This is a genomic window from Mycobacterium sp. 1165196.3 (genome assembly GCF_001673415.1).
Lineage (GTDB): Bacteria > Actinomycetota > Actinomycetes > Mycobacteriales > Mycobacteriaceae > Mycobacterium > Mycobacterium europaeum_A.
The window spans coordinates 1-12379 of record NZ_LZLU01000176.1 but is presented as its reverse complement, the minus strand read 5'-3'; the positions used below and the strand labels follow the sequence as shown (position 1 = coordinate 12379).

The window sequence follows — 12379 nt, the reverse complement described above, 5'->3', positions numbered from 1 at the left end:
CACCCTCCCGTGGTTATAAGAATCGTCGCTCAAACAACGCTACGTAGCGTAGCGATGGGTGTCAAACGGAGATATGGTCGTACCCAGCGATGCCTTGGATGAAGACGCCCTAAATGAAACGCCCTGGATGAAGACGCCCTGGATGAAGAAGCCTTGGATGAAGAGGAGCCCGTGATGTCGGCAACGCAATCGGATGGGCAGCGAAGCGGAGGGCCGACGAGGAGCGAGAAAACGACGGCGATGATTCTGCGGGCCGCGTTGGAGCTCGGCACCGAAATGGGATTCGATGCGCTCACCGTGGAACGGCTGGCTCAAAGAACGGGGGTCGCCAAGACGACGATCTACCGGAGGTGGCCGAACATCTCCACAGTGGTGATGGATGCGTTCCTCGCCGAAGTGGATCGGGCCGCTCCGATCGTCGAACGTGGCACCGCCCGCGAAAGCTTGGCGGCATCACTGAGATCCCTGGTCCGCCTGTACCGGACTCCGCACGGCCATATATTGCGCATCTTGATCGGACGGGCCCAGATCGATGACGAATTGCGCAACGCGATGACCACACGCTGGGTCGAGCCCCGCCGAGCCCGCGCCCGAACAATCGTTCGCCGCGGGATCGACTCTTCGGAGCTTCGAGGCGGACTCGATCCCGACGTCGTCCTCGATCTGCTTTATGGGCCCGTTTATCACCGCCTGCTTGTTCCCTACGAGCACAGCGACCTGTCGGAGGCCTACATCGACGCGCTACTAGACGCCGTCTTCACCGGGTTGACTACCTAGACCGGTTCGCTTCCCGTCGCGAAACTCACTGCGCAGGCGAGGGAATGGCCTGCTCGATCAGTGCGGCCGCGATGCCGACAGCGGTCGGCAAGGCATCCGTGCCCAAGGCTCTGGTCCGAACCGAGGCGCCGTCGAGCAACAGCGCGAGCTGCTCACCGAGCAGGTCCGGATCGGCGGCACCGGCCTCCCGGGCGGTTTCGCTCAGGCGGGTGGCCACAGAGGTCTTGTACTCGCGGGCCCGTACGCGCGCGGGATGCTCCGGATCGGAGATCTCTACGGCGGCGGCGATGAACGGGCAGAGGGGCATCAGGTCATGGGTGAACGCAGGCGGCTTCTCGAACACCGCGAGCAGGCGCTCGCGGGGCGTCAGCTCGGCGCGTTCGAGGACCTCGGGCATTGTGTCGACATCGTGACGCCGCAGATACTCGGCGATCAACCCATCCTTGCTGCCGAAGTGCTGGTAAGCGGTGCGCTTGGAGACCTGTGCCGCCGTGCAGAGCAGATCCATTCCGGTGTTGTTGATGCCCTGCTCACGAAACAGCTGTTGCGCCGCGCCGAGGATGCGTTCGCGCGCTCCTCGGCCCCGTCGCCGGCCCCGCGGACCTTTTTCCAGCTCGGTCACGTCGTCCAGGGTAACGGAAAGTGTACTTAATTGGCGTGCGGTTGGACGTTGCGCTAAATTAAGCACACAGAACGGTATACCTAAAGTCCGGCGAGGAGGGCATGTGGGAAAACTTGACGGCAAGGTCGCGGTGATCACGGGCGCATCGAGCGGTCTGGCGCTCGCCAGCGCGAAGCTGTTCGTCGACGAGGGTGCGCACGTCTTTGTCACGGGCCGGCGGCGGCAGGCTCTGGACGAGGCCGTCGCGTTGATCGGATACAGCGTCACTGCCGTGCAGGGCGACGCGGCCAACCTCGATGACTTGGACCGATTGTTCGACGCGGTGAAGCGGGAGAAGGGCAGCATCGACGTGCTCTTCGCCAGCGCCGGAACGGGAGGGGAAGCACGCAAGCTCGGTGAGATCACCGAGGAGGACTTTGACACCGTCTTCGGTCTGAACACCCGTGCCACCCTGTTCACGGTGCAAAAGGCGTTGCCGCTGTTCAACGATGGCGGCTCCATCTTCATGACAGGGTCGATCGCCTCGGCCAAGGGCTGGCCCGATTACAGCGTGTACTCGGCGAGCAAGGCTGCCTTGCGTTCGTTCGCCCGCACCTGGCTCAACGAACTGAAGGAACGGCAGATCCGAGTGAACGTCCTGAGCCCGGGCCAGATCGCCACACCGATTCAGGAGAAGATGTTCGACGCCGAGACGAAGCGGCAGTTCGAATCCCTGATTCCGCGAGGAAAGATGGGACGTCCCGAAGAGATTGCGACGGTGGCGCTGTTCCTGGCCTCCGACGACTCGAGCTACGTGAATGGTGTGGAGCTGGCCGTCGACGGCGGCACCTCAGCGATCTGACGTCCTGACTCAAGGCCGACCGCTTCGATAGTTGGAAAGACGTTCAAGCGGAACTCCACCAGGTGGCCGACCTAGTCAGCCGTGAAATCGACCGCCTTGCCGCGTAGCGCGCCGACGGCCTTCAGGCACAGGGCAGCCGCGGGATCCGCGACGCCGACCGCGATCGGGAGTGCGATAACCGGATCGAGCCTCAAGAACCGCCCGGTCAGCGCGATCACCGGACCGGCGATGGCGGGCCGCGGCCGACGCGCCCAGCACCCACGCACCCAGCAACAGAACCGCCATTGTGACCGGAAACTTCACCATGTCGCGGTCGAGAGTCAGGTCGAGAGTCACGAGAAGGCGGCCCTCAGTTCACGTCACCGAGGAGCTCGACGAGCAGCTTCTCTACGGTTGCGGCTTGATCCGCCATCACGATGTGGTTCGCATCGTCGACGACCTCGATCCGTGCATCCGGTAGCGTCTCACGCAACATGCGTGCGGCCTTCGGACCGTTCAGCGCCGACTCTTCTCTGCCGATGACAGCCAGCACAGGAACCGCCGTGAGTCGATCTAGTTCGCAATCACTGCGAAATGGCCAAGGTCGAGGCTGAGCGTTCCTGAAAGACATCTTGAAATGCATTGCACCATAGACAAATTGACTCATGGACGGCATCCACGGCTGTTGGCGCAACAGTTTGCGGTTCTGAGGCATCACCATTGTGTCGAGCACGCGCCAGACGTGTTCCTCCCTGAGCGGCAGAAGCAGCGGCGCGAGTCCCCGGGACCATGAAGCGGGCTCATTCCGCCCGCGATGCCAACTGGACACAACAGCGCCAAGCGCTCCACCTTGTCGGGGAAGACAGTCGCGTAGTGGGTGGATATCCACGTGCCACGCGAAGCGGCCACAAACGCCGAGCGCTGAATGTCTAGAGCGCGCATCGTTTCATCAAGCCAAGTCACGATGTCAGCGATGGTCTTGGTCGGCTTCGCAGCGACGCTCTTGCCGGCTTCATCGATAGCATCGATCATGGTGACGCTGTGGTTAGCGGTGAGAGTTCGAAGGAGCGGCACCCAGGACGTGGAGCTGATCGACGACCCATGGAGCGCCACAAGCGACGGCTTCGACCGGTCTCCTGCATGAAGCACATGGGTGCTGCCAAAGGATGTCTCAACGTCAGATTCGGTGATTGGGACAGAGCTGGCCGACAGCGCCGCGTCGTACAGCCGGAGATAGGCGGCACGCGCGTCGTCAGAACGGAATTTCGAGAGTCTGACCAATTCGCACCTGCCTGCTCCGCGCTACTGCTTAGCGTTACACGTTGAACCGGAACTCGACCACACCGCCGTGCATCAGGACTCACCGCGCGCGGTAAGCGCCGGCGGCGTCCAACTGCCATCGAGGATCTCAGCGCGAGGCCGGTAGAGGCGGATGAGATAGTTCCAACCTTCCGGCGTCACAATCGCGTTAGGGGGCGGATCGTCGCCAGCCGACGCAACGAAACGAACAGTCACCGACCCGTCGGCGTTGGGCACGCCGGTAACGCTGTTGACCGTATAGAGGTTCGCCTCGTTCAGTTCGAAGAACCCACGCTTGTTGTAGACCGACACCGACCAGAAGGCGTCGACGGGCACGTCGTCGAACACCAAGTCATAGTCGCCGGGCGCGACGTTAGGAGCTACGCCGATGTAAGCCGCTTCAGACGTGGGCAACCCTCCCCATCCGGCGGCTGATCCGATGAGGTGACGAACCGGATCCACCGCCGTCCGGGCACCGAACATGCGGTCGAAGTTGTCGAGTCCGCGAGCCAGGGCAAGCAGGGCGTCGCGGGTCGCATCGAGGCTTTCCGGGTTGTATTCGGGCATCGCGAACGGTTGTGACGCACCCGTCTGCAGCACAAGACGATCCTGCAAGGCACCGACGGCGGCCACGTCCGCAAAGTCGTTGGGATCGACCAGGATCCGCACACCGACGAGCACATAGCGCGACCCATACTTGTCGCTGGTTAGAAGATGCTCGCCCGGTTCGTGGATGACATCATTCACGAAGTGGTCTTCGCTGACGACCATCGCCGATAAGTAACGACCGTTGGCGTCGGGCAGGGTGAGTCGGGCCGGTTCGGCAAGATCAACGATCGCGAAGCTGTAAAGGGTATCCCGATTCAGCCTGATCACTGTCTGCTCGTCGATGCGCGCAGGTGTGCGGTTGTGCCGAAATGTACCAACGCTTCCGGCGTCAGCCTGAATATCGCGAAACATCCGGTGGGTTTCTGCCCGAACAAAGTTGTCGACGTTTACGTGGATTGACACCGTCCCGGTCCTCTCACTTCTTCACCCCAGACGTTGCTTGGAACCGGAACTCGACCACGTCGCCGTCGGCCATCACGTAGTCCTTGCCCTCCATGCGGACCTTGCCCGCCGCTTTGGCCGCCGCCATCGAGCCAGCGGCGATGAGGTCGTCGTAGGAGACGATCTCGGCTTTGATGAAGCCCTTTTCGAAATCGGTGTGGATCACCCCGGCGGCCTTCGGTGCGGTGTCGCCCTGATGAATCACCCACGCGCGCGCCTCTTTTGGGCCCGCCGTCAGGTAGGTCTGCAGCTTGAGGGTGTGAAAACCGGCCCGCGCCAAGGCATCCAGTCCCCGCTCGGTTTGCCCGATCGACTCCAGCAGCTCGGCGGCCGACTCGTCGTCGAGCTCTTGGAGTTCGGCCTCGATCTTCGCGTCGAGGAACACCGCGTCCGCGGGGGCGACCATCGCGGACAGCTCGGCCTTGCGGGCATCGTCGGTCAGCACTGACTCGTCGGCGTTGAACACGTACAGAAACGGCTTGGTGGTCATCAGGTTCAGCTCGCGCAGCGGTGCGGCGTCGACGCCGGCCGCAAACAGCGTCTTGCCCGAGTCCAGCACCGCCTCCGCGGCGACGGCGGCCTCGTGCACCGGCTTGCGCTCCTTGTTGTTGCGGGCTTCCTTCTCCAGCCGCGGCACGGCCTTCTCCAGGGTCTGCATGTCGGCGAGGATCAGCTCGGTCTCGATCACCTCGATGTCGGCGCGCGGGTCGACCTTGCCGTCCACGTGCACCACGTCGTCGTCGGCGAACACCCGCACCACCTGGCAGATCGCGTCACACTCGCGGATGTTGGCCAGGAACTTGTTGCCCAGGCCGGCGCCCTCGGAGGCGCCCTTCACGATTCCGGCGATGTCGACGAACGTGACCGGCGCCGGAACGATCTTCTCGGAGCCGAACATCTCGGCCAGCTTGTCCAGCCGGGGATCGGGCAGCGGGACGACGCCCTCGTTGGGCTCGATCGTCGCGAACGGGTAGTTGGCCGCCACCACGTTGTTCCGGGTCAGCGCGTTGAACAAGGTCGACTTGCCGACGTTGGGCAACCCCACTATTCCCAGGCTCAGGCTCACGGGGAACCAAGTCTAGGGGTCCTGGCGACCACGGGCGCCGGGGACCGTTGATCACCGCCGATACTGCACGCCGGCATGGCGCGCGCAGGATCGCAACGAGGTATTTACGGGCCTTTCGGCCCATTCCCGGTACGGTCTACATGTGTCAGCACAGCGGGCAAGTTCGACGGTGGCGGATGGTCACCGTTCGATCCTTCCAAACATCCCAGGTGTCCCCTGGTACGCAGCCCTGCTTATCGCCGTCACCGCGACCGCCATCGGTTACGGAATCGACGCTGGTCACAAGGAGCTGACCCACGTCTTCGCGGGCTTCTATATAGCCGGCTGCGTGGCGGCGGTGCTGGCGGTACGCCAGGACGGCATCTTCACCACGATCATCCAGCCGCCCCTGATCCTGTTCGGCGCGGTGCCGGGCGCCTACTGGCTGTTCCACGATGCCAAGGTCGGCCGCCTCAAAGACCTGCTGATCAACTGTGGCTATCCGCTGATCGAGCGCTTCCCGCTGATGCTGGGCACCGCCGGCGGCGTGCTGGCGATCGGACTGGCCCGCTGGTATTTCGGAAACGCCTACAAGACAAGGACATCTGCGGGCGCCTCTGAAGACGCTCCGGACGCCGCCGGTGTGGCCGTCAAGTCGTTCTTCAATGGCATCGTCGCCAAGGCGCAGTCGGTGCTGCAGTCGGATACCGACGACGACGACACCGACGAAACCACCGATGCCCGCCGCGCCCGCAGGTCGAGCTCGTCGTCGAGGACGCGCCGCACGACGCGCAGCACCCGCTCCACGACCCGCTCGGCCCGTAGCCGTTCCCGGCATTCCCGCGAGCCGTTGGGCGACGGGTCCGAACCGGCCGAGCGGCCCGAACGTCCCCGGCGCAGCACCCGCCGCACCGCCGCGTCGGCCCGCGATTATGACGCCGCCGAGCCGCCCCGACGGTCCCGCCGGCCCAGGCCGGACGCCGACGCCGATCCGCGTGGCCAGTCGGCCCGGGAACCGCGTCGCGAACCGCGCCCCCGCCGCAGCCCCTACGACCGGCCCACCCCGCGGAGCAGCCGTTTCGACGGCTTTGAGTCCTACGGGGACAGGTATGAGCCGCCGAGCGGCCCGACTTCCGGGGGCCGGTACGAAAGCCGCGAACCGTACGCGCCGCCGTATGAACCGAGGCGCCGGCGTCCGCCGTCAACCGGCTCGAACGGAACCCATCACCCCATCTCCCAGGTCCGCTACCGGGGCGCCGGTTCGCAGGAACCGCCCCGCGAGCCGCACACCGAGCGGCGCAGCCGCACGCGGACGCCCGGCCGGTCGCCGGCGGAATCCTGGGAATACGACGTCTAGCGCAGGTCGCAAGCTCAGCGAACTGACCGGATCTCCCGCGGCAACGCGAACACCAGGGTCTCCTGCGCGGTCGTGACCGGCTGCACCACGTCGAAGCCGCACTCGGCCAGCCGCGTTAGCACGCCCTCGACCAGGACCTCGGGAACCGACGCCCCGGAGGTGACGCCCACCGTGGTGACGCCGTCGAGCCAGGACGGGTCGATGTCGTCGGCCCAGTCCACCAGGTGCGCGGCCGCGGCCCCGCCACCCAAGGCGACCTCGACCAGCCGCACCGAGTTCGAGGAGTTGCGGGACCCGACGACGATCACCAGCTCGCACTCGGGTGCCATCGCCTTGACCGCCACCTGGCGGTTCTGGGTCGCGTAGCAGATGTCGTCGCTGGGCGGATCCTGCAGCTTGGGGAATCGTTGCCGCAGCCGCTCGACGATTTCCATGGTCTCGTCGACCGACAGCGTGGTCTGTGAGAGCCACACCACCTTGTTCTCGTCACGCACGGTCACGTTGTCGACGGCGGCGACCCCGTCGACCAGCTGCACGTGGTCGGGCGCCTCCCCCGCGGTCCCGATGACCTCCTCGTGGCCCTCGTGGCCGATCAGCAGGATGTCGTAGTCGTTGCGCGCGAAACGCCTGGCCTCGTTGTGCACCTTGGTCACCAGCGGGCAGGTGGCGTCGATGGTGTGCAGGTTCCGGTCGGCGGCCGCGGCGTGCACCGTGGGCGCGACGCCGTGCGCGGAAAACACCACGATGGCCCCCTCGGGAACCTCGTCGGTCTCCTCGACGAACACCGCGCCGGCCTTTTCCAGGGTGGTGACCACGTGGCGGTTGTGCACGATCTCATGACGCACGTAGACCGGCGGCCCGTGCTTTTCCAGTGCGCGTTCCACGGTCTCCACGGCCCGGTCGACGCCCGCGCAGTAACCACGCGGTTCGGCCAGGAGCACACGCTTGCGGACTGGGTCGCCGGCTACCGAACGCGCTGGTCCTCCCACAAGGCCGGGAATCCCCATGTCGATAGTCGGCGGCATGACGTCCAGGGTACTTACCGCGGACACGGGCTTGCCAGCTCGCGCCGCTGGGCTTGGAGTTAGCCGCCGCTTAGGGCAATCTTGGACCCATGGGCACTGCACCGTATGGAGTTCGGCTGCTGGTCGGCGCGGCAACAGTCGCGGTCGAAGAGACCATCAGGCTGCCGAAAACCATCCTGATGTACCCGATGACACTGGCCAGCCAGGCAGCGCACATCGTGATGCGCTTCCAGCAGAACCTTGCCGAGCTGGCTATCAAGGGCGACAGCACCCTCGAATCGATCTTCCCGCCCAAAGACGAGAAGCCGGAATGGGCGACCTTCGACGAGGACATCGATGACGCGGCCGACGGGGCGTACGGCGCGTTGCAGGACGGCGGTGAGGGCGAGCGCAGGGCCGAGGGCCGGTTCGCCCTGTACTCGGTGGCCGACGCGCACGAGGACGCCAGCGCCCTGACCCGGCCGGCCCGGCAATCGAAGAAACCGGCGGCCGGCGCCTCGGTTCCGCAACCGGAAGTGGTCACCGAGCTGGACTACACGTCGCTGACGCTGGCGCAGCTGCGGGCGCGCCTGCAGTCGCTGAGCATCGACGAGCTCGAAGCCCTGCTGGCCTACGAGCAGGCCACCAAGGGCCGGGCACCGTTCCAGACGCTGATCGCCAACAGGATCACCCGCGCGAACGCGAAGTGACCCCGGCCGTTACCTCCGAACCGAACTCCGCCGAGAATCCGTTTCCGGTGCGCGCGGTGGCCATCCGGGTCGCGGGCTGGATCGACAAACTGGGCACCGTCTGGGTCGAGGGTCAGCTGGCCCAGATTTCGATGCGTCAAGATTCCAAAACCGTGTTCATGGTGCTGCGTGACCCGGCCGCCGACATGTCGCTGACCGTGACCTGCCCGCGCGATCTGGTGCTGAACGCGCCGGTGAAGCTGGCCGAAGGCACGCAGGTGGTGGTGCGCGGCAAGCCATCGTTTTACACGGGCCGGGGCACATTCTCGTTGCGGCTGTCCGAGATTCGCGCCGTCGGGGTGGGTGAGCTGCTGGCCCGCATCGATCGGCTGCGCCGGCTGCTGGATGCCGAAGGCCTCTTCGATCCCCGGCTCAAGCGTCCGATCCCCTTCCTGCCCAACATGATTGGACTGATCACCGGGCGGGCCAGCGCCGCCGAACGCGACGTCACCACCGTGGCAGCCGCACGCTGGCCCGGGGTGCGCTTCGCGGTCCGTAACACCGCCGTGCAGGGACCCAACGCAGTCGCCCAGATCGTCGAGGCGCTGGGCGAACTCGACCGCGACGCCGATGTCGACGTCATCGTGCTCGCCCGCGGCGGCGGCAGCGTCGAGGACCTGTTGCCGTTCTCCGACGAGACGCTGTGCCGCGCCATCGCGGCCTGCCGCACCCCGGTGATCAGTGCGGTCGGCCACGAACCCGACAACCCGCTGTGCGATCTGGTCGCGGATCTGCGCGCGGCCACCCCCACCGACGCCGCGAAGAAGGTGGTCCCCGACACCGCCGTCGAGCTGCGGCTGCTCGACGACCTGCGCCGGCGCAGCGCGCAGGCATTGCGCAACTGGGTGACCCGCGAGCAACGGGCCCTGGCCCAGATCCGCAGCCGCCCGGTGCTGGCCGAGCCGCTGGCAGCGCTGACGGCGCGCGCCGAGGAGGTGCACCGCGCCCGGTCGGCGATGCGCCGCGACATCACCCGCCTGGCCGCCACCGAGACCGAGCGGGTCGGCCACCTGCGCGCGCGGCTGGCCACGTTGGGGCCGGCGGCCACACTGGCCCGCGGTTACGCCGTGGTGCAGGCCATCGGGCCGACGAACCAGGTGCTCCGGTCGGTCGACGACGCGCCGGCGGGCACCCGACTGCGGGTGCGGGTGGCCGACGGCGCCGTGGCCGCAGTGAGCGAAGGACCCTCCGATGGCGCGTAGAAACGACGGCGGGGACGACGCCGCCGTCCCTCAGGAGAGCGAATCCATTACACCTATTAGTCACCTGGCCTATGAAGCCTGCCGGGACGAACTGATCGAAGTCGTGCGGGTGCTCGAGCAGGGCGGCCTGGACCTAGATGAATCGCTGAAGCTCTGGGAAAGGGGCGAGCAACTGGCTAAACGGTGCGAGGAGCACTTAGCTGGCGCCCGCAAGAGGATCGAGGATGCGCTCGCGGCGGGCGAGCCTGAGGATGCCTGAATCCGGCGACATCGGGGGGCGTGGATGAAAACCTTTTTCCGAACTGGAACACGTTTCAGTTATGCTTTGGGCCATGGGTGATCCATCGCTGACGGCCGAACTCGGCCGTGTCCTGGTCACCGGGGGCTCCGGATTCGTCGGCGCCAACCTGGTTTCCACCTTGCTCGACCGCGGGCATTTCGTGCGTTCCTTCGACCGTGCGCCCTCGCCGCTGCCGGCGCATCCGCAGCTGGAGGTACTGCAGGGTGACATCACCGACACGGCCGTGTGCGCCCAGGCGGTCGACGGCATCGACACCGTCTTCCACACCGCGGCGATCATCGACCTGATGGGCGGTGCATCGGTGACCGACGAGTACCGGCAGCGCAGCTTCGGGGTCAACGTCGGCGGCACCGAGAACCTGGTCCGCGCCGGGCAGGCCGCCGGGGTGCAGCGCTTCGTCTACACCTCGTCCAACAGCGTCGTCATGGGCGGTCAGAACATCGCAGGCGGCGACGAGACGCTGCCCTACACCCACCGGTTCAATGACCTCTACACCGAGACCAAGGTGATCGCCGAGCGATTCGTGTTGGGGCAGAACGGTGTTGACGGACTGTTGACCTGTGCGATTCGCCCCAGCGGCATCTGGGGCCGGGGTGACCAGACGATGTTCCGCAAGCTGTTCGAAAGCGTGATCGCCGGCCACGTCAAGGTGCTGATCGGCCGCAAATCGGCCCGGTTGGACAACTCCTACGTGCACAACCTGATTCACGGTTTCATCCTGGCCGCCGAACACCTGACGCCCGGCGGCACCGCGCCCGGCCAGGCGTACTTCATCAACGACGCCGAGCCCATCAACATGTTCGAGTTCGCCAGGCCGGTGGTCGAGGCGTGCGGAGAGAAGTGGCCGCGGGTCCGGGTGAACGGGCCTATCGTGCGCGCGGCGATGACGGGTTGGCAGCGGCTGCATTTCCGATTCGGGATACCGGCGCCGCTGCTCGAGCCGCTCGCCGTCGAGCGGCTGTATCTGGACAACTTCTTTTCGATCGCCAAGGCGTCGCGCGACCTCGGTTACCAGCCCCTGTTCAACACCGAGCAGGCGCTGTCGGAATGCCTGTCGTACTACGTCGAGATGTTCGACCAGATGAAAAGGCAAGCGTTGGCGGGCAAGGCATCCGCCTAGCGGAAGCTCACCATGTCGCTACCCCAGGCCGCGCGGATGTCGGCGTCCAGGTCGTAAGCGACGGCGTCGCGGCGGCCGATGATCAGACACGCACGGTCACTCTCGGCATACGACGGCCACTCCGGGTCGCCGGCGGGGCCCGTGGGCGTGGCGTGCGCGGCGAAGTTGATCCAGCGGGTGCGCACCCGCTTGGACACCGCCTTGGCGGCCTTGGTGCCGCCCAGCTTCAGCGTGGGGTCCTTGGGCGCGCCGAGATTGCCCCACACGAACGGCAATTCGGTGGCATGAGCGGCGCCGACCATCAGCAGCTTCAACAACGGGGTGGCGTAATCGAACCGGTACAGATACACCGGTGCCACGCGGGCGTGCCCCTCGGCGAGCCACACCGACGGCATCCGGAAACCGACGTCGGTCGCGATGCTCAAACTCCTTGCCCTGCGCCGCATTCGCGAATACGCCGAACCGATCTCCTGCTCGGTGGGCAACTGCAGATCGGGTTGTTCGGCGGCGATCTGGTTGAACATCGACGTGATCGCGCTCGGCGTGATGGGCATCAGCGGCGAGCGCATCAACCGGAAGAGCGCCGCCTCGTGCTTGTTGGTGCCGATGATCAACGGGACCGGATGTGAGCGGCCCTCCTGCGCGAGCTTGACCGGATAGTCGCTGACCACCTCGCCGTCGACGATCGGGACGAACGCCAGCGTTCCCGGGTTGCGCACCGGCACTTCGTCGAACACCTGTTGCGTCGCAGTCAGGATGGCCGCCATCGGGATGTCGATCAGCCGGCGGGATTCCGCCGGGGCGAGTCCCAGCCGGTCGAGGAATGCCCGGGCCACTCGGCCGGCTCGTTCGCGGTCGTACACCGAAGTGGCCGGCGAGCTTTGCGCGATCGCCCGGGCGAACAGACCCTCGGCCGCCGGGCTGGCCAGCAGCGTGGTGACCATCCCGGCCCCGGCGGACTCGCCGAACAGCGTGACCCGCCGCGGATCACCGCCGAAGGCGGCGATGTTGTCGCGCACCCATTCCAGCGCCG

The 12379-nt window shown here is 66.1% G+C and carries 15 protein-coding genes; 7 read left to right on the top strand and 8 right to left on the bottom strand.

The window, feature by feature from the left end:
• Positions 1-153: 153 nt before the first annotated feature.
• Positions 154-777, top strand: a complete 624-nt coding sequence (locus A5659_RS18640; protein ID WP_197498082.1) for a TetR/AcrR family transcriptional regulator — start codon at positions 154-156, stop codon at positions 775-777.
• Positions 778-802: 25 nt separating this feature from the next.
• Here A5659_RS18640 and A5659_RS18635 read toward each other — a convergent pair whose 3' ends face one another.
• Entirely contained in the window at positions 803-1399 is a 597-nt protein-coding gene (locus tag A5659_RS18635) for a TetR/AcrR family transcriptional regulator (protein ID WP_066869096.1), read from the bottom strand.
• A 103-nt stretch (positions 1400-1502) separates the two neighbouring features.
• On the opposite strand from A5659_RS18635, the gene A5659_RS18630 reads away from it, so the two are divergent.
• Complete coding sequence (locus A5659_RS18630) at positions 1503-2240, top strand: SDR family NAD(P)-dependent oxidoreductase (RefSeq protein ID WP_067183322.1); 738 nt, start codon at positions 1503-1505, stop codon at positions 2238-2240.
• Between the two features lie 71 nt (positions 2241-2311).
• Here A5659_RS18630 and A5659_RS27840 read toward each other — a convergent pair whose 3' ends face one another.
• From A5659_RS27840 to ychF, 5 genes are all read right to left on the bottom strand, one after another.
• Complete coding sequence (locus A5659_RS27840) at positions 2312-2458, bottom strand: hypothetical protein (RefSeq protein ID WP_156749080.1); 147 nt, start codon at positions 2456-2458, stop codon at positions 2312-2314.
• A 131-nt stretch (positions 2459-2589) separates the two neighbouring features.
• The gene (locus A5659_RS27835) at positions 2590-2952 is read right to left on the bottom strand and encodes an alpha/beta fold hydrolase (protein WP_156749270.1); all 363 of its coding nucleotides are present in this window, start codon (positions 2950-2952) and stop codon (positions 2590-2592) included.
• Positions 2934-3500 (bottom strand): alpha/beta fold hydrolase, encoded by a 567-nt coding sequence (locus A5659_RS18620; RefSeq protein WP_082976116.1) that lies wholly within the window; start codon positions 3498-3500, stop codon positions 2934-2936. The genes A5659_RS27835 and A5659_RS18620 overlap by 19 nt, the downstream gene beginning before the upstream one ends.
• A gap of 72 nt (positions 3501-3572) precedes the next feature.
• Positions 3573-4529 carry a DUF1214 domain-containing protein gene (locus tag A5659_RS18615; RefSeq protein ID WP_066869108.1) on the bottom strand — a complete coding sequence of 319 codons (957 nt, stop codon included), beginning with the start codon at positions 4527-4529 and terminating at the stop codon, positions 3573-3575.
• Between the two features lie 13 nt (positions 4530-4542).
• Positions 4543-5634 carry a redox-regulated ATPase YchF gene (ychF, locus tag A5659_RS18610; protein ID WP_067019414.1) on the bottom strand — a complete coding sequence of 364 codons (1092 nt, stop codon included), beginning with the start codon at positions 5632-5634 and terminating at the stop codon, positions 4543-4545.
• A gap of 142 nt (positions 5635-5776) precedes the next feature.
• Between ychF and A5659_RS18605 the strand changes: the two genes are divergently transcribed.
• A complete protein-coding gene (locus A5659_RS18605) occupies positions 5777-6970 on the top strand; it encodes a DUF6542 domain-containing protein (protein ID WP_197498080.1) in 1194 nt (397 codons plus the stop codon).
• Between the two features lie 14 nt (positions 6971-6984).
• On the opposite strand, the gene A5659_RS18600 is transcribed toward A5659_RS18605, so the two are convergent.
• Complete coding sequence (locus A5659_RS18600) at positions 6985-7995, bottom strand: 4-hydroxy-3-methylbut-2-enyl diphosphate reductase (protein WP_066881555.1); 1011 nt, start codon at positions 7993-7995, stop codon at positions 6985-6987.
• A gap of 89 nt (positions 7996-8084) precedes the next feature.
• Between A5659_RS18600 and A5659_RS18595 the strand changes: the two genes are divergently transcribed.
• The 4 genes from A5659_RS18595 to A5659_RS18580 all read left to right on the top strand — a co-directional run bounded on the left by A5659_RS18595 (position 8085) and on the right by A5659_RS18580 (position 11346).
• The gene (locus A5659_RS18595; RefSeq protein WP_067183315.1) at positions 8085-8684 is read left to right on the top strand and encodes a lipid droplet-associated protein; all 600 of its coding nucleotides are present in this window, start codon (positions 8085-8087) and stop codon (positions 8682-8684) included.
• Positions 8681-9925, top strand: coding sequence for an exodeoxyribonuclease VII large subunit (gene xseA / locus A5659_RS18590; protein ID WP_067183311.1), 1245 nt, complete (start codon positions 8681-8683; stop codon positions 9923-9925). The genes A5659_RS18595 and xseA overlap by 4 nt, the downstream gene beginning before the upstream one ends.
• Positions 9915-10184, top strand: a complete 270-nt coding sequence (locus tag A5659_RS18585; RefSeq protein ID WP_067183306.1) for an exodeoxyribonuclease VII small subunit — start codon at positions 9915-9917, stop codon at positions 10182-10184. Before xseA ends, A5659_RS18585 begins: the two co-directional genes overlap by 11 nt.
• Positions 10185-10245: 61 nt before the next feature.
• Positions 10246-11346, top strand: coding sequence for an NAD-dependent epimerase/dehydratase family protein (locus A5659_RS18580; RefSeq protein ID WP_066881559.1), 1101 nt, complete (start codon positions 10246-10248; stop codon positions 11344-11346).
• Here A5659_RS18580 and A5659_RS18575 read toward each other — a convergent pair.
• Positions 11343-12379: carboxylesterase family protein (locus A5659_RS18575; protein WP_067183302.1), on the bottom strand; the 1037-nt coding region annotated here is incomplete at its 5' end. The two genes, A5659_RS18580 and A5659_RS18575, sit on opposite strands and share 4 nt — an antisense overlap.